The sequence below is a fragment of the Nocardia asteroides genome, from assembly GCA_019930625.1.
GTDB classification, from domain to species: Bacteria; Actinomycetota; Actinomycetes; order Mycobacteriales; family Mycobacteriaceae; genus Nocardia; species Nocardia sputi.
Genome location: CP082844.1, coordinates 1,998,583 through 2,022,023, shown reverse-complemented (window position 1 = coordinate 2,022,023; position 23,441 = coordinate 1,998,583). Strand labels below are relative to the sequence as shown.

20 protein-coding genes are annotated in these 23,441 nt (G+C 68.4%); 14 read left to right on the top strand and 6 right to left on the bottom strand.

The genetic code is table 11. From position 1 onward, the window contains the following. Positions 1–10: 10 nt before the first annotated feature. From K8O92_09235 to rraA, 8 genes are all read left to right on the top strand, one after another. On the top strand, positions 11–547 hold the full coding sequence (locus K8O92_09235; GenBank protein UAK34055.1) for a hypothetical protein: 537 nt from the start codon (positions 11–13) through the stop codon (positions 545–547). Between the two features lie 39 nt (positions 548–586). Beyond that, the gene (locus K8O92_09230; protein ID UAK34054.1) at positions 587–1,243 is read left to right on the top strand and encodes a YcnI family protein; all 657 of its coding nucleotides are present in this window, start codon (positions 587–589) and stop codon (positions 1,241–1,243) included. Further along, on the top strand, positions 1,240–1,779 hold the full coding sequence (locus K8O92_09225; GenBank protein UAK34053.1) for a copper resistance protein CopC: 540 nt from the start codon (positions 1,240–1,242) through the stop codon (positions 1,777–1,779). The genes K8O92_09230 and K8O92_09225 overlap by 4 nt, the downstream gene beginning before the upstream one ends. A gap of 11 nt (positions 1,780–1,790) precedes the next feature. Further along, positions 1,791–2,738, top strand: coding sequence for a CopD family protein (locus K8O92_09220; protein UAK35554.1), 948 nt, complete (start codon positions 1,791–1,793; stop codon positions 2,736–2,738). Between the two features lie 31 nt (positions 2,739–2,769). After that, positions 2,770–3,222 (top strand): SRPBCC family protein, encoded by a 453-nt coding sequence (locus K8O92_09215; protein ID UAK34052.1) that lies wholly within the window; start codon positions 2,770–2,772, stop codon positions 3,220–3,222. 36 nt (positions 3,223–3,258) lie between these two features. After that, on the top strand, positions 3,259–3,636 hold the full coding sequence (locus K8O92_09210) for a DUF5313 domain-containing protein (protein UAK34051.1): 378 nt from the start codon (positions 3,259–3,261) through the stop codon (positions 3,634–3,636). A 50-nt stretch (positions 3,637–3,686) separates the two neighbouring features. Next, the gene (locus tag K8O92_09205) at positions 3,687–4,052 is read left to right on the top strand and encodes a DUF5313 domain-containing protein (GenBank protein UAK34050.1); all 366 of its coding nucleotides are present in this window, start codon (positions 3,687–3,689) and stop codon (positions 4,050–4,052) included. A gap of 173 nt (positions 4,053–4,225) precedes the next feature. Next, complete coding sequence (gene rraA, locus K8O92_09200; protein UAK34049.1) at positions 4,226–4,714, top strand: ribonuclease E activity regulator RraA; 489 nt, start codon at positions 4,226–4,228, stop codon at positions 4,712–4,714. Between the two features lie 53 nt (positions 4,715–4,767). On the opposite strand, the gene K8O92_09195 is transcribed toward rraA, so the two are convergent. Further along, a complete protein-coding gene (locus K8O92_09195) occupies positions 4,768–4,986 on the bottom strand; it encodes an RNA-binding S4 domain-containing protein (protein ID UAK34048.1) in 219 nt (72 codons plus the stop codon). 304 nt (positions 4,987–5,290) lie between these two features. On the opposite strand from K8O92_09195, the gene lysX reads away from it, so the two are divergent. Continuing rightward, entirely contained in the window at positions 5,291–8,614 is a 3,324-nt protein-coding gene (gene lysX, locus K8O92_09190; protein ID UAK34047.1) for a bifunctional lysylphosphatidylglycerol synthetase/lysine--tRNA ligase LysX, read from the top strand. Positions 8,615–8,715: 101 nt separating this feature from the next. After that, positions 8,716–8,925 carry a hypothetical protein gene (locus tag K8O92_09185; protein UAK34046.1) on the top strand — a complete coding sequence of 70 codons (210 nt, stop codon included), beginning with the start codon at positions 8,716–8,718 and terminating at the stop codon, positions 8,923–8,925. Between the two features lie 154 nt (positions 8,926–9,079). On the opposite strand, the gene K8O92_09180 is transcribed toward K8O92_09185, so the two are convergent. Continuing rightward, on the bottom strand, positions 9,080–9,658 hold the full coding sequence (locus tag K8O92_09180) for a Uma2 family endonuclease (protein UAK34045.1): 579 nt from the start codon (positions 9,656–9,658) through the stop codon (positions 9,080–9,082). 87 nt (positions 9,659–9,745) lie between these two features. On the opposite strand from K8O92_09180, the gene K8O92_09175 reads away from it, so the two are divergent. Both K8O92_09175 and K8O92_09170 read left to right on the top strand, forming a co-directional pair. Next, on the top strand, positions 9,746–10,360 hold the full coding sequence (locus tag K8O92_09175) for a histidine phosphatase family protein (GenBank protein ID UAK34044.1): 615 nt from the start codon (positions 9,746–9,748) through the stop codon (positions 10,358–10,360). A 115-nt stretch (positions 10,361–10,475) separates the two neighbouring features. Continuing rightward, positions 10,476–10,781 carry a hypothetical protein gene (locus K8O92_09170; protein UAK34043.1) on the top strand — a complete coding sequence of 102 codons (306 nt, stop codon included), beginning with the start codon at positions 10,476–10,478 and terminating at the stop codon, positions 10,779–10,781. A 65-nt stretch (positions 10,782–10,846) separates the two neighbouring features. Here the strand turns inward: K8O92_09170 and K8O92_09165 are convergent, their stop codons facing one another. From K8O92_09165 to K8O92_09150, 4 genes are all read right to left on the bottom strand, one after another. After that, on the bottom strand, positions 10,847–11,746 hold the full coding sequence (locus tag K8O92_09165; GenBank protein ID UAK34042.1) for a cutinase family protein: 900 nt from the start codon (positions 11,744–11,746) through the stop codon (positions 10,847–10,849). Between the two features lie 326 nt (positions 11,747–12,072). Then, positions 12,073–13,542, bottom strand: a complete 1,470-nt coding sequence (locus K8O92_09160; protein UAK34041.1) for a glutamate synthase subunit beta — start codon at positions 13,540–13,542, stop codon at positions 12,073–12,075. Further along, on the bottom strand, positions 13,535–18,223 hold the full coding sequence (gene gltB, locus K8O92_09155) for a glutamate synthase large subunit (GenBank protein UAK34040.1): 4,689 nt from the start codon (positions 18,221–18,223) through the stop codon (positions 13,535–13,537). Before gltB ends, K8O92_09160 begins: the two co-directional genes overlap by 8 nt. Before the next feature lie 739 nt (positions 18,224–18,962). Continuing rightward, positions 18,963–19,538 carry a chorismate mutase gene (locus tag K8O92_09150; GenBank protein UAK34039.1) on the bottom strand — a complete coding sequence of 192 codons (576 nt, stop codon included), beginning with the start codon at positions 19,536–19,538 and terminating at the stop codon, positions 18,963–18,965. Positions 19,539–19,762: 224 nt separating this feature from the next. Here K8O92_09150 and K8O92_09145 point away from each other — a divergent pair, with 224 nt between their 5' ends. Further along, positions 19,763–21,448, top strand: coding sequence for a DUF4407 domain-containing protein (locus tag K8O92_09145; protein UAK34038.1), 1,686 nt, complete (start codon positions 19,763–19,765; stop codon positions 21,446–21,448). A 352-nt stretch (positions 21,449–21,800) separates the two neighbouring features. Further along, positions 21,801–23,414 carry a HAMP domain-containing protein gene (locus tag K8O92_09140; GenBank protein UAK34037.1) on the top strand — a complete coding sequence of 538 codons (1,614 nt, stop codon included), beginning with the start codon at positions 21,801–21,803 and terminating at the stop codon, positions 23,412–23,414. The last annotated feature ends 27 nt before the right edge of the window (positions 23,415–23,441 follow it).

Here is a 23,441-nt window from a genome sequence, read left to right as displayed (position 1 = left end):
CCTCGTACCGATGTCCCCGCACCCGATCACCGGCCACCTGCGCGGTGGTCTGATCGGCGTGCTCGTCGGAGTGCTCGCCGTCGCGGCACACGGGGCCGCGGGTGGAGGTGCGCCGGGCTCCACCGAGCTGACACTGCTGTTGTCGATCGCCGCCGCCGTGGGGTCCGCGGCGGGAGCCGTGCGAGGACGCTCGCGGCCGTCCGTCGTCGCCGGACTGCTCGGCGCCGGTCAGCTGTTCAGTCATGCCGCGTTGTCGGTACTCCTCGACCATGCCCACCCCGCAGGCGCCACCGCGGCGACGCATCCGCCGCTGCCGACCGGAGGAATGCTGCTCGCGCATACCGTCGCGACGGTCGGTTGCGCGGCGTTGATCGTGCTTGCCGAGCGGCTCTACACCGCCGCCTCCGGTGCCTTGCGCGCGATCCTCGCACCGCCGCGGCGGGCGCGGATCACCATCGTGCCGCACCGGCCGGATCCCGGCCTTCCGCCATATCGCTGTGCTCCCCACGGTGCGCTCGGCCCCCGCGCCCCGCCGGTGTCGGGCTGATCCTCCGACATCCATTCCTTTCGCACAGAAGGCTTCAGCATGCACAGCTCGATTTCGCGCGCCGTCGCGACGACGGCCACCGCGGCTCTCGTTCTGCTCGCAGGCGGCACCGCCGCGGCACACGTCACGGTGGACGCCCCCGGCGCGGCCCGAGGCGGATACACCGTCGCCACCTTCCGGGTCCCCACCGAATCGGACACCGCGAGCACCACGGCGCTCACCGTCACCCTGCCCAACCTGAAATCCGCTCGCACCGAACCGATTCCCGGATGGTCGGCCAAGGTCGAACGCAACGACAAGAAAGAGGTCACCGCGATCACCTGGACCGCCGACCCGGGCGCCCCGGGCATTCCGCCCGGTCAGTTCCAGCGTTTCGCGGTGTCCCTCGGTCCGCTGCCCGAACTGGATTCGGTCAGCTTCCCCGCCCAGCAGACCTATTCCGACGGCAAGGTGGTCAAGTGGGACCAGCCGGTCGACAAGGACGGCGAGGAACCCGAGCGTCCCGCCCCGTCGATGACCCTCACCGCCGGTGAAGAACACGACGCGGACGGGCACAAGGTGAGCAGCGAAGCCGCCGACGACGACGTCGACCACAGCGACGACACGGCCCGCTGGCTCGGCGGCATCGGCCTCGCGCTCGGCCTGCTCGGCGTCGCGCTCGGCCTCGGGAACGTGATCCGCGGGCGGCGCGCATGACCCGCCGCCTGCTCAGCGCCCTCGTGACGGGCCTGTTCCTGCTCGGCTTCGGCATCGCCGCGACCGGAGTCGCCGCCGCGCACTCCGCTGCCACCGGAAGCGTCCCGGAGGACAAAGCGACGGTGGACAGCGGCCCGGCGCGCGTCAGCGTCATGTTCAACGAGGAACTGCAACCCAGCTTCCCGTCGCTCACCGTCGTCGGGCCGGACGGCAATCTGTGGTCCAAGGGTGAGCCGGTGGTCGAGGGCAACACGGTCAGCGTCGCTCTGGGCGAGCTGGGTCCGGTCGGCGAGTACACCATCGCCTACCGCGTGACCTCGGCCGACGGGCACCCGGTCAGCGGCAAGCGCCAGTTCACGCTCAGTAAGCCGGGCAACGGCGCGCCGGGACCGAAACCGAACGCCAAAGCCGGCGACAGCTCCGACGACTCGGGCGGGATTCCGCTGTGGGTGTTCGTCGCCGGCGCGGTCGCGCTGTTCGGCGGCGGACTCGCGTTCGCGTTGTTCGGCGGCAGGAGCCGCGGCGCGAAGCGGTGAGCGAGGTGAAGATCGGCGGCCGGGGCGGCGCTCGGCGCGCTCCCCGCGTCACGCCTTGGCCCGCACTGCTACCAACCGTCCCCGCCGCGCTGCTCGGGGTCGCACTCGCCTGGGTGCTCATTCTGCCAGGGCCACTGCCCGGGGAGGCGGTGGTCCGGGTCGTGGCCGACGGGGTCGGTTCGACCGCGCTCGGATTGGCCGCTCTGCCCAGGGTGACGCCGCGCCTGCGGACACCGTGGCGTCTGCTCGCGGTCCTGGCCGGGATCTGGTGGGTCGCCGAGTTCGCCGTGCTGATCTTCGAGGCGGCCGAAGTGGTCGGCGTTCCGGTGAGCGAACTCGGCGCCGCGGATTTCGGCACCTACCTGGTGGACGTCAGCGGTGGACAGGTGGGGATCGCCATCCTGGTCGGCGTGGCGACGGTGGCCGTCGGGTCCGCGCTGGCCTTCCGGCGGCCCGAGTCCACCTCCGCCGACCTGGTCCTGGTGTTCGCCGCGGTGGCGCTGGCATTGCGGCCGATCACCGGACACATGTCGCAGCAGGCGTTCGGCTCGGTGCTCGCCGCGGTGCACGCGTTGGCGGCGGGCGCCTGGTTCGGGCTGCTGATCGCACTGGTACTGGTCGTGCGGACCCGCGGCGAGTGGGCGGTCGCGCTGCCGAGATATTCGGCGGTGGCGCTGCCCTTGGTGGCGGTCGTCGCGGTGACCGGGCTGCTCAACGGACTGGTCCGAGTCGGTGGGATGGGTGCGTTCGTCGGCACCGGCTACGGCCGGATCCTGCTCGCCAAGACCGCGGTGTTGCTCGCGTTGCTCGCGCTCGGCTGGTGGTGGCGGCGCAGCTGGGTGCCGCGGGCGGCAGGCCACCGGATGGACGCGAAGGACTCGTTGCGTCGCGCGGTCACCGAGGTGGTCGTGATGGCGCTCGCCTTCGGTCTGGCCGCGACGCTCGCGGTCACCGCCTGAGCCGAATCGCCACGCCGGTTAGTGTTTGCGCATGACCGAAGTGAAGATCGTCGAGGATTGCGCGGCCTCGGCGGAGTCCGCGTTCGCATACGTGAACGATTACCAGAACCTGTCGCGCTTCTTGCACGGCATTCAATCCTTCACCCCGGTCGGTGCGCGGACCGAAGGACTCGGCGCCACTTTCGACGGGCACATGAAATTGGGGCCCGCCTCGCTGAAGTCGCGGATCGAGGTCGTCCGCTGGGAGAAGGACTACGCGATCGGCGTCAAGTCGATCAAGGGTTTCGATGTCGAGTCCACGTTCCTGTTCCACGACAAGGGCGAGGGCTTGTGCACGGTCGACGCGATCGTGGACTACCGGGTGCCCGGAGGCTTGGCGGGGCGAGCGCTGGGCAAGACCATCGAACCGTTCGTCAAGATCGCCGTGCAGCACACCACGCACAACCTGGTCACCCAGATAGCCGCATTTCACGCCCGAAGATAGGAGTTGCGCGTGTGACAGCGCGGTCGGGATGCTGAAGTGGTGAGCGCCAAACCTTCGTTCGGTCAGCGAATCGGCTACATCTGTGGCCGCACGCTGCCGGAATCGATGTCCGACTGGGTGCGCGACGATTTGGTCGGTCCCGGCGCTACGCGGCGTTATCTGCTGCGGTTCCTGGTTCCGGTGCTGCCGGTGCTCATGCTGTTCCTGTTGCTGCCCGGCCCGTTGTGGATGGGGCTGGCGATGATGGCGCTGCTGTACATCCCGCTGATCTATTTCACCGTGGCGCTGCTGTACGTCTACCGGCGTCACCGGTTGATCAAGCACGGTCTCGATCCCGCGCTCGCGGACGCCGACGCCCGCCTACGGGACGAGCGGGAACGCCTCGACTACGAGCGCAGGCACGGACGAGGTTGAGCCGCATCGGGACCTAGCGGTGACTTATCTCACGGGCATAGCCTGGAGGTATGAAAGCCCCCACGTTAAGGCAACGGATCGCCTACGATCTGGGCCGCGAGCTCCCCGAGGAGCTGCACGAGTGGGTCATCCACGACCTCGTCGGACACGGGGCCATGGAGCGATATCTCGTCCGTTTTCTCGGGCCGATCATCCCGTTCTTCGCCTTGGTGCTGCTGTTCCCCGGGCCTTTGCCCCTGAAAATCGGCTTGATCGTGATGATGATCATTCCGCTGGTCGTCTTCACGGTCGCGCTCAGCTACGTCTGGCGCCGCTTCCGCTTGGTCCAGCACGGCCTGAACCCCGAACTGGTCGACCACGGCAAGATCACCGACCACGACCGCGACCTCTACGAACTGCGCTACGGACACCGATAGCGCCGCGGACCGCCGAGATATGGCACGCGTCGAGCGACGACGCGCGAGGACAACTCCGCGCACCGCACGGCGCCGAAGCCATCTGTGGCGGTCCACCGGCTCATCGGTCGCTCGCACGCGAGCCATGAAGGGGCCGCGAACTCGCCGTGACGAAGTCGCGGCAAAATAGCCCGGTGACCGAATCGCAGAATGTAATCGCCACCGCCGACCTGGCCGACGAGATCGGCCCGGACATCCGCAGCTGCGACACGCAGTTCATCCAGTTCGGCGGGCGTGCGGCGTTCTCCGGACGCATCACCACCATCCGCTGCTTCCAGGACAATCTGCTGGTGAAGCAGACGCTCGGTGAGCCGGGCGAGGGCAAGGTGCTGGTGGTCGACGGCGGTGCGAGCGTGCACACGGCGCTGGTCGGCGACATCATCGCCGGGCGCGGCGTCGAGAACGGCTGGGCCGGCGTCGTCGTCAACGGCGCGGTCCGCGACTCCGCCATCCTGCGCACCCTGGACATCGGCATCAAGGCGCTGGGCACCAATCCGCGTAAGAGCACGCAGACCGGTAGTGGTGACCGCGATGTGCCGGTCGAGTTCGGCGGGATCACTTTCGTGCCCGGCGAGATGCTCTACAGCGACCACGACGGCATCGTCGTGCGCGCCGAGGACTGAGCCGGTTCGGCGGCGCGCCGGGTCTTCGCCGGCCGCCGCCAGCATCCGGGCGCTCAGGCGGACACGATGGCCTTGTGCCCAGCGAGGGCGACCACGTCACCGACGTGCAGCTGGCGCCCGCGCCGCAGTTCCACCTCGTCGTTCACCCGCACCAATCCGGCGGCGATCACCGTCTTCGCCTCCGAACCGGATTCGATCATGTTGGCCAGCTTCAGAAACTGGCCGAGCCGAATAACGTCCTCATCGATCGGTACTTCGACTGGTTCCGACATGGACTAAATATCTACTACGCCATTCGAACTCGCCGAACACCGCCCCACAGCCGCGGCGATCTCCGGGCAACTCGAGCCGTACCTCACGCACCGAACGGAAATCCCACCGTCCCGACCACACAGATCGAATTCACGCCGATTTGGCCGACTCATTCGCCCAGGTCACAGCGGAATCAGGAAAGTTCGCCTTCGGCTCGCCCAGGCAGGGCAGACGCCGCGAGGAAGTCCCGCCCGCGCAAACACCGCACAAACACGCGCGCCGCAGGCTTGGCAAATCTGACACACTCACGTACACACTGGTTCCGTGACCTCCACGCAAGCCCAGCAACATCTCGACACCGGACCACCCGCGGAAAAACCGGCTCCACCGGTTCCACACCGGGGTCACGGACGCCTTTCGGAAGTGCCGCATATCGCGGGGTCGACGCTCGGTGTATTCGCGGTGCTGTGCTTCTTGTGGAGCCTCTCGCCCGGACTGCGTTTCCTGACCCACGTGCCGCGCCACTATATCGATACCTATTACTTCGACGCGCCGGACACGAATCTGATGTGGGCGCTGGTCGTCGGCCTGACGGCGGGCGCGATCGCCAGCCGCAAACGAATCGCCTGGTGGTTGCTGGTCGGTTATCTCGCCATCTACGCGGTGATCAACGGCGTCACTTTCGCCGAGCGGGGCAGCATTCACGCGCTGGTGGCGATGGTGGTGCACCTCGCCGTCATCGGCGTGCTGATCGCGGCATGGCCGGAGTTCTACACCAAGGTGCGCCGCGGCGCGGGGTGGAAGGCGCTCGGCGTGCTGGCCGGTGGTCTCGCGGGCGGCGCGCTGCTCGGCTGGGGCCTGGTGGAATTGTTCCCCGGCAGCCTCCCGCCGGGCGTGCAGCGACCGGGTTGGGCGATCTACCGCGTGACGGCGGCGGTGCTGGCGGACAACGAGCACTTCGACGGGCATCCTCCGCCGTTCGTCAATTTCCTGCTCGGCCTGTTCGGCGCCGCCGCGCTGCTGGCGGCGGTGATCGTCCTGCTGCGCTCGCAGCGGGCGGCGAACGCGATGACCGGCACCGACGAGTCGGCGATCCGCGGATTGCTGGAGCGCTCGGACGTGGAGGATTCCCTCGGCTATTTCGCCACACGCCGGGACAAGGCGGTGGTATTCGCCCCGAGCGGCAAGGCCGCGGTGACCTACCGTGTGGAGCTGGGTGTCTGCCTGGCCGGCGGCGATCCGGTCGGCATTCGCGAGGCGTGGCCGCAGGCGATCGACGCCTGGCTGCGGCAAGCGGATCGATTCGGGTGGGCTCCCGCGGTGATGGGAGCGAGCGAACTCGGTGCGACGGCGTACCGGCGCGCGGGTCTGTCCGCGCTGCGCCTCGGCGACGAAGCCATTCTGGACACCAGGAACTTCTCGCTGGCCGGTCCGGAGATGAAGCCGGTGCGTCAGGCCGCGAACCGGCTGCGCAGACACGGTGTCGGGGTGCGCATTCGCAGGCACCGCGATATACCGGCGGAGGAGTTCCCCCGGATCATCACCCGCGCGGACCACTGGCGCGATACCGAGACCGAGCGCGGGTTCTCCATGGCGCTGGGCAGATTGGGCGATCCGCTGGACGGCGACTGCTTGCTGGTCGAGGCGGTCAACCCGCAGGGCCGGGTGCTCGGCATGCTGTCGCTGGTTCCGTGGGGCCGCACCGGCGCCTCGCTGGAGCTGATGCGCCGCGACCCCGGCGGCCCCAACGGCGTGATGGAGCTGATGATCTCGCAGCTCGCGCTCAATTCCGAGCAGTACGGCATCACCAAGGTGTCGTTGAACTTCGCCGTGTTCCGCTCGGTGTTCGAAGAGGGCGGCCAGATCGGGGCCGGTCCCGTGCTGCGTTTGTGGCGGGGCGTGCTGCTGTTCTTCTCGCGCTGGTGGCAGCTCGAGGCGCTGTATCGCTCGAACGTGAAGTATCAGCCGCACTGGGTGCCCCGGTTCTTCCTGTTCGAAGAGCGCAGGCAGCTGCCGCGGGTCGCGGTGGCCAGCGCCTTGGCGGAGGGCTTCCTGCCGCGGCTCGGCAAAGAGCCCGACACCGCGACGCACACCGGCGTGCACACCGCCGTGCCCGCGACCGTGACGGGCCTGCACGCCGACGGCAGCCCGCCGGACATCGCGGAGATCGAGGGTGAGGAGCAGTTGCCGCGCAGGCCCGAACAGGTCCGCGTGCGCATGGACAAACTGACGCGGCTCACCGATTCCGGTATAGAGCCCTACCCGGTCGCCTATCCGCCGACGCATACCGTCGCCGACGCGCGGCGTTCCCCGCGCGGCACCACGGTCCGGGTCTGCGGCAGGCTGCTGCGCATCCGCGACTACGGCGGCGTGATCTTCGCGGTGGTCCGCGACTGGACCGACGACATCCAGCTGGTCATCGATCGCGACCGGGTCGGCGCCGACCGCAGCGCCGAGTTCGGCGAGTTCTTCGATCTCGGTGATCTGATCGAGGTGAGCGGCCAGATCGGGACCAGCAGGCGTGGTGAGCTCTCGCTGCTCGCGGCGGATTGGCGAATGCTGGGCAAGTGCCTGCACCCGCTGCCGGATAAGTGGAAGGGGCTGGCCGATCCCGAGGCCAGGGTGCGGCAGCGCTACGTCGACATGGCGATCAACACCGAGATCCGCGAGGTGCTGGCCAAGCGGAGCGCGGTGGTGCGCTCACTGCGGGACTCGTTGAACTCCTGGGGTTACCTGGAAGTGGAGACGCCGATCCTGCAACAGGTGCACGGTGGCGCCAACGCCACGCCGTTCGTCACCCACATCAACGCCTACGACCTCGACCTGTACCTACGGATCGCGCCCGAGCTCTATCTGAAGCGGCTGTGCGTGGGCGGTATGGAGAAGGTGTTCGAGATCGGGCGGACCTTCCGCAACGAGGGCGTCGACTTCAGCCACAACCCCGAGTTCACCATTCTCGAAGCCTACGAGGCGCACAGCGACTACGAGCGCATGATGCACACCTGCCGCACGCTGATCCAGAACGCCGCGATCGCCGCCAACGGCGCGATGGTGGCCTTGCGGCCCAATGGGAACGGGACCTTCGAGGAGGTCGACATCTCCGGCGAGTGGCGTGTGCAGACGGTGCACGGCGCGGTGTCGGAGGCGATCGGAGCGCAGATCACGCCGCAGACCACGGTCGAGGAGTTGCGCGAACTGTGTGAGCGGGCCGAAGTGCCTTATCAGCACGGCTGGGACGCCGGCCAAGTGGTGCTGGAGATGTACGAGCACCTGGTCGAATCCCGCACCGAGGAGCCGACGTTCTACATCGACTTCCCGACCTCGGTGTCCCCGCTGACCAGGCAGCATCGCAATATCCCCGGCGTCGCCGAGCGATGGGACCTCGTCGCCTGGGGCGTCGAACTCGGTACGGCCTACAGCGAACTCACCGACCCGGTGGACCAGCGACGCAGGCTCACCGAGCAGTCACTGCTGGCGGCCAACGGGGACCCGGAGGCCATGGAACTCGACGAGGACTTCCTGCAGGCGCTCGAGCACGCCATGCCGCCGACCGGTGGGCTCGGTATGGGCGTGGACCGGATCGTCATGCTGATCACCGGACGCAGCATTCGCGAGACCTTGCCGTTCCCGTTGGTAAAACCACGCTGACCGAGCCTTCGCCATGGAAGAGTTCTCATCGAGCGAATCGGACGGCTACCCTTGGAGATTCGGCTCCGGGAGGAGGCCGATACACCTTAAGGGGTTCGGATATGTACCTTGACCTGCTGACGAACGCGAGCCTGCTGGACCACACCGTGTGGGCGAGCCCGGACACATGGAACTCCGCGCTCGACCTCGCCGCCAAAAAGAAGAAGAGCAGCAGGGGCGGGTTGATCTTCGGTGCGATCTGCTGCCTGCTGGTGGTCGCGCTGATCATCGGCGGCATCTACCTGCTGACCAAGCGCAAGAAGAGCCAGTAGCGGCAGACGTCGACGGCCCGTTCGCACGACGCGAACCGGGCCGTCAGCGCAGTGTGAGCCGGATGTCGAGAGCCGGCGTGCCATACCGCAGCGAAGAACCGCCGAGTTGGCGGTCCCGCCGGAGTACTCGTCCGACCGAGCCCGGCGACCGGGTTTACAGCCGATCGATCTCGGTGAGGTCGATATCCATATCGAACGGCACGGTCAGCTTCAGGCGATCGTGGTGGATGCCGGTGAGCGCGTATGTCGTCGTGGCCGGATCCAGTTCGTAGGCATAGACAACCGGGCGGCCCTCTGCATTCTCGACTCGCCAGAAATGCGCGATCCTCGCTCGGGCATACAGTTGTGGCTTACGCTCTCGATCCCGAGTACGCGATTCCGCCGACACGACTTCGACCGCCAAGACGACGTCGTCGGCTCGATAGGAAGTGAGCTCTGGACCGCCGTCCCGGTCAGCATGGATGACCAGCAGGTCGGGTTCGGGACGCTGATCCCGCCCGAGCGTCACCGTCATCTCCCGCCGCACCCGCAGGTGAGCCGGAGCGAAATGACGGAGCGCGGAGTCGAGCAGGGTGATGACCAGCATGTGAAACTTCGCCTGCGGACTCACGAAAACGAGACTCCCGTCGATCAGCTCCGTGTGGGGGGGAAGATCAGGCAGGCGATCGAGATCCTCGGCGACGAATCCGCCCGGCGGCGGACGCAGCCACTGCGGAAACGGCTCGACGGTCATGTTCCGAGTATGTCACCCGACAGAGCCGGACGCAGGCTCCACAGGGCCGGATGGAACAGGTCAGGGGCATGCGGCAGAGTGAGACGGGTGCAGTTGATTCTCGTTCGCCACGCCCAGCCGGTCCGGATGCTCAGTTCGGGCGGGCCGGCCGATCCGGAGTTGGCCCCGGTGGGGTTGGAGCAAGCCGAGCGGGTGCCCGGGGCGCTCGGTCATCATCGCGTCTCCCGGGTGGTGAGCAGCCCGCAGCGGCGGGCTCGGGAAACGGCGGCGCCGACGGCCGCGAAACTCGGACTCGGCGTCGAGATCGTCGACGATCTCGCCGAATACGATCGCGATCTGCCCGCCTACATTCCGATCGAGGATGCCAAGGTCGAGTTCCGCGACGCCTATGAGCGGATCAAGGCCGGGCATCTCCCGCTGCAGGTGGACGGTGCGGCGTTCAAGGCCAGGGTGCACGCCGCCGTCGCCGATATCGTCGCGGCCGCCGATCCGGCCGACACGGTCGTCGCCTTCGCACACGGCGGTGTGGTCAACGTGCTACTGCAAGAGGTCCTCGGGTTGGAAAGGCCGCTGACCTTTCCCGTCGACTACTGCTCGATCACCCGGATCCTGTTCTCCCGCACCGGACGCCGCACGGCCGCCACCGTCAACGAGAACGGGCATGTCTGGGACCTGTTGCCGCGCAATATCGCGACGCGCTGAGCTTTCACAGCCGATTGCCAGGACCATCGCACCGGTGTCCCAGTGACGGAACCTTCGATGGGACCGGTGAGCCGCTGGCGAAACAGCGGCTCACCGTTCGAGAGAAAGGAATTCCATGTCGCTCTCCAAAACCGCTACGCCGCTGCGGCGTCTCACCAGGGTCGCCGTCGCCGGTGCGCTGATCGCCGTCCCGCTCGCCGCCCTCGCGGCGACCGCGTCCGCTGAAACCCCCGTCGATCGTGGCGAGGTACAAGTGGTGGACGCGCCGCAGCAGGGCGCCGAGATCGATGGTCGCCCCCGCCATTTCGAACGCCACGAACGGCATGACGGCCCGCGCCGCGGGCCGGGCGACTGCCCGGGACCTGATGGTCCGGTGATCAAACACTTCCGGCACGATTTGCCGCCGACCGGGTCGAGCTAGTCGGTCGACCACATCGAAAAGGGCCCACCTCCGAACTCGGAGGTGGGCCCTGGGTTTCGGATGACTCAGGCCATGCCCGCGATCCAGTTGTGCATCCAGGAGATGGCCGTCTGGCCGCCGCCCACGGGGTAGCTACCGTACAGGGTGTGCGCCTGCGACTTGTAGAAGCGCTCCAGGTCCTTGGCGCGCTTCTGGTTGGCCGAGTCGGTCAGCTGCGCCTGCAGGATCGGGACACCGCCCGAGGTCATCAGGTCGCCGAGAATGTTGCCCGCCTCGATCTGGTAGCGCCACATATTGGCCGGGTTGGCATCCGACGCCTGGGCGAGGAAGCCTGCGAACCGCGTGACGAAATCGTCGGTCGCGGTCGCGCAGTAGAGGTCGTCGAGCGCGCAGATGGTGCGGGTGCGGTCGCTGAGCCAGCCGAAGCCGCCGACCCGGGGACCGCCCGCGCCCGCGCCCGCGGCGACGGGGCCGACCTGGATGTCGGTGGGCGAACGGCGCGGATCGGAGATCAGGCCGACACCGGCGACGCGGTCGGGCGGCACTACACCGAGACCGGTGCCGAGCTCGGCGGCGAGATCGCCGGCGGCGTCCGCGCCCTGGCTGTAGCCGACCAGCGCGATCTTGGTGGCGCCGCACTCCTGCGCCATGTTCGCGATCAGACCGCGCGCGGTGTCGACCGCCTCTTTCTTGGAGTTGCCGTAAACCTCACCCTCCCAGGGGAAGGCGGTGGCGGCGTAGGTGACGTAGTCGACCTTTGCGGAGGACGGTAGGCCCCGCGTGACGCCGGACAGCATGCCGGGCTGCGGGGTCTTGTCCCGCCCGGTCTCCCAGGTGCCGGGGATCGCCACCACGTACAGACTCGGGCATCCGGGAGCGGCGCTCGCCGAACCGCTGCCTAAAACCAAGCCGGACATCACAGTCGCGGACGCGCCCAGAGCCGCGACGATCTTCTTCCACTGCATACCGCTCCAAACCTCGCCCTCGTCGAACTCCCGCCGAGTTGCCGCGTCAATGCTGAACTCACCGGATGTCGTTCCAGTGCACGCCAGGTGAACACGAGTCATCCGGACGGATGACGTGCACCCTTACCCACATCCCAAGATCAGCAACGCGCCCGAGATAACAATAGGGCCACAACCACTGCAATGCCATTCGAACCTCGCAGTGTGTCGAATTCCCGTCACCGGTCCGATGGCAACCGGGCGAAACCGGCGGTCGACCGCGAAAAGGCGCCTGCGGACAAGTTGTCCACAGGCGCCTTTGTTTCCGCTCCGGTAAGAGAGGGGATCTAGCGCTGAGCCACCATGGTGGGGGTGATCGGCGCCGGAAGGGCGGTCTCGCCTTCCAGGTACCGGTCGACGCCCGCGGCCGCGGCGCGGCCTTCGGCGATGGCCCAGACGATGAGCGACTGGCCGCGACCCATGTCACCCGCGACGAAGACGCCGGGAACGTTGGTCGCCCAGTTCTTGTCGCGCTGCACGTTGCCGCGCTGGTCGTAGCCGACGCCGAGATCGGTGAGCAGGCCCGGCTTCTCGGGACCGACGAAGCCCATGGCCAGCAGCACCAGGTCGGCCTCGAGGGTGAAGTCGGTGCCCTCGACCTTCTCGAAGCGGCCGTTGACCATCTTGACCTCGTGCGCGTCCAGACCGGTCACCTTGCCGTCCGCGCCGACGAAGCGCTCGGTGTTCACCGAGAACACCCGCTCGCCGCCCTCCTCGTGCGCCGAGGAAACCCGGTACATCAGTGGGTAGGTCGGCCACGGGGTCGAGTCGGCCCGCTCCTCGGGCGGACGCGGCATGATCTCGAACTGGTGCACGCTGGCCGCGCCCTGCCGGTGCGAGGTGCCCAAGCAGTCCGCGCCGGTGTCGCCACCGCCGATGATGACGACCTTCTTGCCCTTCGCGTGGATGGGCGGCAGCCCCTCCTCGTCGGTGACGTCGTCGCCGTGCTGCACCCGGTTGGCCCAGGGCAGGAACTCCATGGCCTGGTGGATACCGTCCAGGTCGCGGCCCGGGATCGGCAGGTCACGCGCCAGGGTGGCGCCACCGGCGAGCACGATCGCGTCGTACCGCTCGCGCAGCTGCTCGGCGGTGATGTCCACGCCCACGTTCACGCCGGTCTTGAAGATGGTGCCCTCGGCCTCCATCTGCGCCAGACGGCGGTCGATGAAGCGCTTCTCCATCTTGAATTCCGGGATGCCGTAGCGCAGCAGACCTCCGATGCGGTCGGCCCGCTCGAACACGGTCACGGTGTGCCCGGCGCGGGTCAACTGCTGCGCGGCGGCCAGACCGGCCGGGCCGGAACCGACGACGGCGACCTTCTTGCCGGTCAGGCGGGTCGGGTAGACCGGGGTCACCCAGCCCTCGTCGAAGGCGTTCTCGATGATCTCGACCTCGACCTGCTTGATCGTGACCGGATCCTGGTTGATACCGAGCACGCAGGACGCCTCACACGGCGCGGGGCACAACCGCCCGGTGAACTCCGGGAAGTTGTTGGTCGCGTGCAGCCGGTCGATGCCTTCGCGCCAGTGGTCCTTGTAGACCAAGTCGTTCCACTCGGGGATCAGGTTCCCCAGCGGACAGCCGTTGTGACAGAACGGGATACCGCAGTCCATGCACCGGCTGGCCTGGGTGCGCAGGGTCTGATGGGAGAAGTTCTCCTCGTAGACCTCTTTCCAGTCCATCAGGCGCAGCGGCACCGGTCGCCGCTTGGGCAGTTCCCGTGAAGTGTGCTTCAGAAAACCCTGGGGGTCAGCCACGTGCGGCCTCCATAATCGCCTCGTCCACGTCCTTGCCGCTCTTCTCAGCTTCGGAGATGGCGAGCAAAACTTTCTTGTATTCGCGCGGCATGACCTTCACGAAGTGGTTCACCTGCTGCGACCAATCGCTCAGGATGCGATCGGCCACCGCGGAACCCGTCTGGTCACGATGCTGGGTGATGATGTCGTGCAGCCAGGTGAAGTCGTCACCGGCCAGCTGCTCGACGGCGTCGGCCTGCTCGGGGTTGAGCTTCGCGGCGAAGGTGCCGTTCGGGTCGAAGACGAACGCCACGCCGCCGGACATACCGGCGCCGAAGTTACGTCCGGTCTCGCCGAGGATGACCACCCGGCCACCGGTCATGTACTCACAGCCGTGGTCGCCCACACCCTCGACCACCGCGGTGGCGCCGGAGTTGCGCACGGCGAACCGCTCGCCGACCACACCGCTGAGGAAGACCTGACCGCTGGTTGCGCCGAACAGGATCACGTTGCCCGCGATGATGTTCTGCTCCGAGGCGAACTCGCCGGGCGCGTCCAGCGACGGGCGCACCACCAGCCGGCCGCCGGAAAGGCCCTTGCCGACATAGTCGTTCGCGTCACCCTGCACGCGCAGCGTGATGCCCGCGGGTACGAAAGCGCCGAAGCTGTTGCCCGCCGACCCGGTGAAGGTGATGTCGATGGTGTCGTCGGGCAGGCCCGCGCCGCCGTAGAGCTTGGTCACCTCGTGCCCGAGCATGGTGCCGACGGTGCGGTTCACGTTCGTGATCTTGGTCTCGAACTTCACCGCCTGACCACGCTCCAGCGCGTCGCGGCTCTGCACGATCAGCTGCTGGTCCAGCGCCTTGTCCAAGCCGTGGTCCTGGGCCTTGGTGCAGCGGCGGTCCTGGTACATGAACGCCGTCTCGACGTCGTCCAGGATCGGCGACAGGTCCAGCTTGCTGGCCTTCCAGTGCTGCTTGGCCTTGGAGGTGTCGAGCAGGTCGACCCGGCCGATGGCCTCGTCCAGCGTGCGGAAGCCCAGCTGGGCCAGCAGCTCCCTGACCTCTTCGGCGATGAACAGGAAGAAGTTCTCGACGAATTCCGGCTTGCCGGTGAAGCGCTCGCGCAGCACCGGGTTCTGCGTCGCGACGCCGACCGGGCAGGTGTCCAGGTGGCAGACCCGCATCATGATGCAGCCCGAGACCACCAGCGGCGCGGTGGCGAAACCGTACTCCTCGGCGCCGAGCAGCGCGGCGATCATCACGTCGCGACCGGTCTTCATCTGGCCGTCGACCTGCACGACGATGCGGTCGCGCAACCCGTTGAGCAGCAGCGTCTGCTGGGTCTCGGCCAGACCGAGCTCCCAGGGACCGCCCGCGTGCTTCAGCGAGGTCAGCGGCGAGGCGCCGGTGCCGCCGTCGTGACCGGAGATCAGCACGACGTCGGCGTGCGCCTTGGAGACGCCCGCCGCGACGGTGCCGACGCCCGGCTCGGCGACCAGCTTCACATGGATGCGCGCCTGCGGGTTGGCGTTCTTCAGGTCGTGGATCAGCTGCGCCAGATCCTCGATCGAGTAGATGTCGTGGTGCGGCGGCGGCGAGATCAGGCCGACACCCGGCGTCGAGTGCCGCACCTCGGCGACCCACGGATACACCTTGTGCGCCGGAAGCTGCCCACCCTCGCCGGGCTTCGCGCCCTGGGCCATCTTGATCTGGATGTCGGTGCAGTTGGTCAGGTAGTGCGCGGTCACGCCGAAGCGGCCGGAGGCCACCTGCTTGATCGCGCTGCGCCGCCAGTCGCCGTTCTCCTCCGGCTCGAAGCGCGACGGCGACTCGCCGCCCTCACCCGAGTTCGACCGGCCGCCGAGGCGGTTCATCGCGATCGCCAGCGTCTCGTGCGCCTCGGCCGAGATGGAGCCGTAGCTCATCGCGCCGGTGGAGAACCGCTTCACGATCTCCGAAGCCGGCTCGACCTCCTCGATCGGGATCGGGTTGCGCGCACGGTGCTTGAACTTGAACAGACCGCGCAGCGAGGCCAGCCGCTCGGACTGGTCGTCGACGAGCTTGGTGTACTCCTTGAAGATCGAGTACTGACCGGACCGGGTGGCGTGCTGCAGCTTGAACACCGTGTCCGGGTTGAACAGGTGGTATTCGCCCTCACGCCGCCACTGGTACTCACCGCCGACCTCGAGTTCGCGGTGCGCGCGCTCGTTGCGGTTCTCCAAGAAGGCGACCCGGTGCCGCTGCGCGACGTCGTCGGCGATCTCGTCCAGGCCGATGCCGTCCAGGTGCGAGCGCAGACCGGTGAAGTACTCGTCCACCAGGTCCTGCGACAGGCCGATCACCTGGAACAGCTGGGCGCCGTTGTAGGAGGCCAGGGTGGAGATGCCCATCTTGGACATCACCTTGAGCACGCCCTTGCCCGCGGCCTTGTTGAAGTTCGCGACCGCCTTGCGGTAGTCGGCGCGCAGATCGGCAGCACTTCTCCCCTGGTCGCTGCGCTCCTGCCCGCCGGTGCTGCCCGGCATCTCCAGCGCGCCGCGCTCGAGCATGTCCTCGATGGTCTCGAAGGCCATGTACGGGTTGATCGCGGCCGCGCCGAAGCCGACCAGGGTGGCCATGTGGTGCACCTCGCGGGCGTCACCGGCCTCCACGACCAAGCCGACCATGGTGCGGGTGCGCTCGCGCACCAGGTGGTGGTGCACAGAGGAGGTGAGCAGCAGCGACGGGATCGGCGCCAGCTTCTCGTTGGACTCGCGGTCGGACAGCACGATGATCCGCGCTCCGCCGTCGATGGCGGCCGACACCTGGGTGTTGATCGCCTCCAGCGCCTTGCGCAGGCCCTTGCCACCCTTCTTCACCGGGTACAGGCCGCGCACGACCACCGAGCGCAACTCGGGGTGCGATCCGTCGTCGTTGATGTGGACGAGCTTGGCCAGCTCGTCGTTGTCCAGGATCGGCTGCTCCAGCGCGATCATGTTGCAGGACTCCGGCCCCGGGTGCAGCAGGTCGGCCTCCGGGCCGATGTTGCGCTTGAGGCTGGTGACCACCTCTTCCCGGATCGCGTCCAGCGGCGGGTTGGTGACCTGCGCGAACAGCTGGGAGAAGTAGTCGAACAGCAGGCGCGGGCGAGCCGAGAGCACCGCGATCGGAGTGTCGGTGCCCATCGAGCCGAGCGCTTCGCCGCCGGTCTTGGCCATGGGCGAGATCAGCAGGTTGAGCTCCTCGGTGGTGTATCCGAAGATCTGCTGACGGATCAGCACGCGGTCGTGCGACATGTGCACGTGCGGGCGGTCGGGCAGGTCGGCGAGGCGGGAGACACCCGCGTCCAGCCACTCCTGGTACGGGTGCTCGGCCGCGAGCTGGGACTTGACCTCGTCGTCGCCGACGATGCGGCCCTGGGCGGTGTCGACCAGGAACATGCGGCCCGGCTGCAGACGCGCCTTCTTGACCACCTTGGACGGGTCGATGTCCAGCACGCCGACCTCGGAGGCCATCACGACCAAGCCGTCGTCGGTCACCCAGATGCGGCTGGGCCGCAGGCCGTTGCGGTCGAGCACGGCGCCGACGACGGTGCCGTCGGTGAAGCACACCGATGCGGGGCCGTCCCACGGCTCCATCAGCATCGAGTGGTACTCGTAGAAGGCCCGCTGCCGCGGATCCATGGTCTCGTTGCGTTCCCATGCCTCGGGAATCATCATCAGCACGGCGTGGGGCAAGCTGCGGCCGCCGAGGTGCAGCAGTTCCAGCACCTCGTCGAACCGGGCGGTGTCGCTCGCCCCCGGAGTACAGATGGGGAAGATCTTCTCCAGCCGGTTCTTGCCCGCGGAGTCGACGCCGAAGACATCGCTGCGCAGCAGCGCCTCGCGGGCGCGCATCCAGTTCTCGTTGCCGGTGACGGTGTTGATCTCACCGTTGTGCGCCACCCGGCGGAACGGGTGCGCCAGCGGCCAGGAGGGGAAGGTGTTGGTGGAGAACCGGGAGTGCACGATGCCCAGGGCGCTCTCCACGCGGGAGTCCTGCAGATCCAGGTAGAACGCGCGCAGCTGCGGCGTGGTGAACATGCCCTTGTAGACGAAGGTCTGCCCGGACAGGCTCGGGAAGTAGACCGACTCCCTGCCGACCGCGCCCTCACCCGCACCGGCCGACCCGAGTTCGCGCTCGACCCGCTTGCGCACGACATAGGCGCGGCGCTCCAGATCCATATCCGACAGCGGATCGGAAGCGTTCTTCGGCGAGGCGATGAAGATCTGCCGGAAGGTCGGCATGGCGTCGCGCGCCAGGGCGCCGAGCGAGGACTCGTCGATCGGCACCTCACGCCAGCCGAGGACCTCGAGACCCTCTTCCTTCACGATCTTCTCCACACCGTAGGCGGCGCGCGCGGCTTCGCGACGGGCCTGCGGGAGGAAGGCGATACCGGTGGCGTAGGAGCCCTCCGGAGGCAACTCGAAGTCCACGATGGCGCGGAAGAAGCGGTCGGGGACCTGGATCAGGATGCCCGCGCCGTCGCCACTGTTGGGCTCGGCGCCCGCGGCGCCACGGTGCTCCAGGTTCAACAGAGCCGTAATAGCCTTGTCGACGATGTCGCGGCTGCGGCGGCCGTGCATGTCGACGACGAATGCGACGCCGCAGGCGTCGTGCTCGTTCGCCGGGTCGTAGAGCCCCATGGGTCCAGGTGACCGGTGGCCAGGAAGTTGCGTCATGCCTCTGCCTTCAAGAAAGTGGGCCTTCGAAGAAAAACGGCCTTTCGTCGAACGCCTCCGTACAAGACTGCGCCCGTACGTTCCGAAGCCAGCCGCGCTGATGGTCTTCGGCGTGCAGTCAGGTCTGCAGTTGTTTCCACCCGCTTCTGTGACGTAGTGGGTGCCCTTCGGTAACGGATCCCTAACAAGATCCTTACCTCCGAGCAGGTGCCCTCCCGCTACGCTGAGCACCGGCTAGGGGCTGCCCGAGCGGGCGAGGTAGCCGAACGTTCTGTGTTCGGCGTAAGAGCAAACGATAAGTCAGGTCCAGGGCCCAACCAACTTAGGTTTCGCTAATAACCAGGTTTAGCTGGGCTTCTGCATTGGGTCCTCCACGTGTGCGCGTTGTCCAGTGTAAAGCAGCGCCTGCCGTGCGATCGATCCCCATGGCACCCGGTGCCAGCTGGGGAAACCGACGCGCGACACCGACCCGAGACCTTCCTCACCAGGCCGGGAAACCGCCCTCACCTGCATCGAAATGGATTTCCCCCGGCCGGTGCCCGGCAAACCATGTGGCGGCGGCTAACTCGGAGATCCGGCCGGTGAGATATTTACGACACGGGTGTGACATGCCGTTAATAGGATCCGACCGTCCGGACTCTTTTGTCCGATGTGGGATTCAGCACATAACCAGCAAATATCGGGAAGTGGTGTTGGACACATCTTTCCGGCACGGCCCTCCGGGCGGCGCCGACCGGCACTACACGGGGCAGAGCGATGCGGAGGCCCGCACCAGCGCCGCCCGGTGCAGGGCGTCGCCGCGGCCGGTGGTGAACACACCGAAGACGCTGCGGGCCAATCGCTCCGGGCAGTCCGGCGCGACCAGTTCGGCCCGGCGCGCGGTCAACTCGTCGAGGATCTCGACGTTCACCCGGTCGATGATCGGGCGCACCGACGCGAGGCCTGCCGGTGCGGTGGGCGCGGCGGCGGGGTCGAAACGCCACCGCAGTATCAATCCGCGCTGCACCGTCTTACTGGCTTCGATCTGTCCGAAGAACACCTGCCGCACCCAATTCTCCGGCAGATAGCGACCGTTGCCGAGCCGGGCCATCGCGTCGTAGACCTCCGCTTCTCTGGCCGGATCATCGATGGTCGGCTCGATGCCGCGCTCACCGGCGGCCATCCACTTCGCCGCGGCCACCGCGTCGGCGGTGTCCAAGCGCTCGACCACCAAGGCGACCAGCCGGTCCAGTGACCGGTCGGCCGGGGCGGCCCCTGCGCTAGCCGGCCACATCAGCAACGCCGCGGCCAGCAACGTCAACCCGACTCTGCGCACGCCCTGACCTCCCGAGATGGCTCGCACGGAACGGAATCACCGCGCCAGCGTAGGCGCATCCACCCGCCACGCCCCGTCCCGCTTCGGACGATCTGTGAGCCTGGACACATCCGGCCGCCCCTGCTCGCTGCGAGCCCGGCGCGCCTGTCACGCTGTCACAACGAATCCGTGACAGTTTCGTCGCGCCCGCGAAAGCGCCTGGGACGTAGAGGATGTGCATTCCGATGACCGTCACCGGCTTGTTCACCTGGCTCGGCGGGGGTCGGACCAGCGCGATCACCGATCGCCACGAGCGCGCCGGGTATGCGGTCACCGGCGCTGTGGTGGCGTTGTTCGCGACGATCTCCGGTGCGGTCGGCGCCGCGGCCGCGGCGTCCACGTGGCCGTGGTGGGTCGCGCTCGCGGCGGGCATCCTGGTCGCCACACTGACCGGCACGCTCGCGCGGGCTCTGGCCACGGCGCGGCCGAGCGGAGGACCGGATCGGCTCGGGATGACCGCGCGCGTCGCGGTGGCCGTGCTGGCGGGCGGATTGATCGCCGAACTCGCCGCTGTCGTGCTGTTCAGCGGGTCCGTCGATCGGCTGCTGGACGAGAAGGCGCAACGGTCGGTGGACTCGGCGCCACGGGTCGTCGCGACGCAGGGCGAACTGGACCGGGCGAAAGCCGACCGGGCTGCCCTCGAACAGGCGATCGGCAAGGCACAGACGGATATCGACCAGGCCCTCGTGATCGCCCGCTGCGAGTACAACCCGGCCCCGGAGTGCCCCCGCACCAGGATCACCGGTGTGCCCGGCCGCGGCCCGGAGACGCAGACGGCCAACGACATGCTCGACGACGCCCGCAAGCAGCTCGCTGCCGCGCAGGGCCGGGTCGACGCCGCCGACCGCCGGATCGCCGCCGATCAGAACGACCTCTCGGCCGCACGAACCGCCGCCTTCGACGACGCCGACCGAGGGCTCGGCGCACGCTGGCAAGCGATGAACGACTACACGATGCACGACGCGCTGCCGCTGCGCGTTCTCCTCATCGTGGCGTTCGTCACGCTGGCCCTGCTGCCTCTGGTGCTGCGGTGGTGGCGGGGAGAGACGTCGTTCGACCGGCACAACGCGGCGCGCACGGTGTACGACCGCGCCGAGCGCGAAGCCGATGCGGTTATCGCGGTCAAGCAGGCCGAAGTGCGCGCCGAGGCCGAGGCCCTGCGCTCCGAACAGCAGCTCACCGCCGCCCGCCTCGCGGTGGAGGCGGACACGGCCATCGACCGGGAGCGGCAGCGCACTCGCATCATCGCGGCCATCGGCGGCATCGAGATCGGTATCACCGAGCCGCCGCGCCGCCCCGAACTTCCCGCCGCTACGGCGGACGATCGAAAGGACAGCGCCATGCCCCCCGAGGTGACGCCGAACCTACCGGCCCCCGTGACCGTCGCCGCCACACCGGCGGCGCCGCCCAGCGGCGGCGGTCTCGAGTTGCCGCTGATCGGCACGGTGCCGTTCACCGACACCGCGGCCCGTTTCATCCGGCCGCTGGTCCCGTCGTTCGTCGCCAACGCGCTCGACACGGCGACGCATCCGCTGCGTACCGCGCGGCAGGCATTCGAGGAAGTCGAGGAGATCACCTTCACGTTGCGGCGCACCCGCAAGGTCACCGTCGACGGCCAGAGTTCGCATCCGCAGGCCGTCGGCTACCCATTTCAGCCCGGCTCGCCCGAGATCGCGCACGCCCAGCACGTCGCTGCAACCGTTGTCGACGCCGACTACACCGCGCCGCCGACCCCTCGGTACTCCTCGCTTCCGCCGACCGGCGCCGCGGGCTACGGTCTGCCCACCGGCGCCCGCCGAGAAGAGCTGCCGGGACAGCAGCGCCCTGAACTCCCCGGCTCCGACCGCCGCGAGCTGCCGCCGGGCCGCTGAGGCAGCGATCCAACGCCCCGGCTCACCAGCACCCACCGGAATGAACTGCTCGGCCGCCGCGCAGAACTTCCCGGCTCCGACCCCGCCGGGCCGCTGATCAGCTCGCAACAGTTGGCGGTCGAGCCGCTCGGTCTGTGGCGGCGAGAGCGGGGGCAGCCACGTGAAGCGTCGATTGCCTACCGGCGGACGAACTGCTCGTTCGATCGGCGCAGCCGCTCCCTGGCCCGCCGCTGTGCGGCGCGAAGTCGAACGCGCCGCGTCGGATGGGGCTGCTCGACCGCCCTGAGCGCGGGCCACGCCAGGGCGGGCACGACCGGCGGCGGTGGGTCGCCGGGCGGCCTACGCTTCACCCATGCAACACAGGGAGGCGACGCTCGCCGCGGCGCCATGGGGGTCGCGACTGCTCGGGTCCGCTGAGGAGTCCTCGGGGCTGCGACGGGTCCGCATCCAGCTGTTGCTCACCGTCCCCACTCTGCTGGGAAACCTGACGGGCATGGTCGTGTCGATCGTCCTGGTCGGTTTCGTACTGCCGGGGCCGTCGGTGTTCAGTCGCGACCTCCTACTGCTCGACGTGCTCGCCGCACCGCTGTACGCCGCCTGCGCGCTGTTGATCGGGCTCTGGTGGGGCACCACGCGCGGGCTGCGTGCGCTGCGGTGGGCCACCGACCCGGAGCGCGTGCCGACCGAGGAGGAGCAGGCCGCGACCACGGCGATACCGCGCAGGCTGGTACGCGATCAAGCGCTGCTGTGGTTCGGCGGACTCGTCCTGCTGACGACGCTGTACGGCCTGGCCGAGCCGCGGCTGATTCCGAAGGTCGCGTTCGGCATCGCGATCAGCGCCATCGTCGTCTGCGCGAACAGCTATCTGATCATCGAGTTCGCGTTGCGTCCCGTCACGGCCCGGGTGCTGGAAGCCGCGGCTTCCGGCCGACGCCGCGGCATCGGCGTCTTCGGACGCGCACTGGTGGTCTGGGTGGTCGGCTCGGGCGTTCCGGTGGCCGGGATGATGGTGCTCGCGGTCTCTGCGCTCGTGATGGACGACGTCACCAAAGCCCGGCTGGCGGTCTGTGTGCTGTCCCTGGGCGGAGCGACCTTGGTGTTCGGTCTGCTGCTGATGACGCAGACCCTGGCCGCGACGGTGGCCCCCATCCTCGGCGTGCGCCGGGCGATGCGTCAGGTCGAGGACGGCGATCTCGATGTCGCGCTGGCCGTCTACGACGGCACCGAACTGGGTGAGCTGCAGAGCGGTTTCAACCACATGGTGGAGGGGCTGCGCGAGCGAGAGCAGATCAGGGACCTGTTCGGCAGGCACGTCGGGAGGGAGGTCGCCGCGGCCGCGCTGGCGGGTGACCCGACCCTCGGCGGCGTGGAGACCGACGCGGCGGCCCTGTTCATCGACATCGTCGGCTCGACGACGATGGCCGCGACCATTCCGGCGCCGGAGATGGTCGCCCTTCTCAACCGGTTCTTCGGGATCGTGGTGGACGAAGTGGAACGTCACGGCGGGCTGATCAACAAGTTCGAAGGTGACGCCGCCCTCGCCGTGTTCGGCACGCCGACGCCGTTGTCCGACGCCGCGGGTGCGGCGCTGGCGGCCGCCCGCGCGATCCGGGCCCGGCTCGACACCACCGCAGGCGACTTCGCGGCCGCTGTCGGAGTGGCCGCGGGGCGAGTTGTCGCCGGCAATGTCGGCGCTCATCAACGCTACGAGTTCACCGTCATCGGCGACGCGGTGAACGAGGCCGCTCGCCTGTGTGAACTCGCCAAGCACCAGGGCCTGCTGCTCGCGTCCGGCGCCACGGTGGAAGCCGCCGCGGGACCGGAAGCCGGACGCTGGCAGCTCGGCGAATCCGTCACCCTGCGCGGCCGCCTCGCTCCGACCCGGCTCGCGCGGCCGCTTCCCGGTCCGCCCCTCCAGACCGAGTACGCACCCGACTCGGGCACCCGGTCCGCGGACGGCTCCTGACCACTGGTTCAGCGCCTCGCTCTCGTT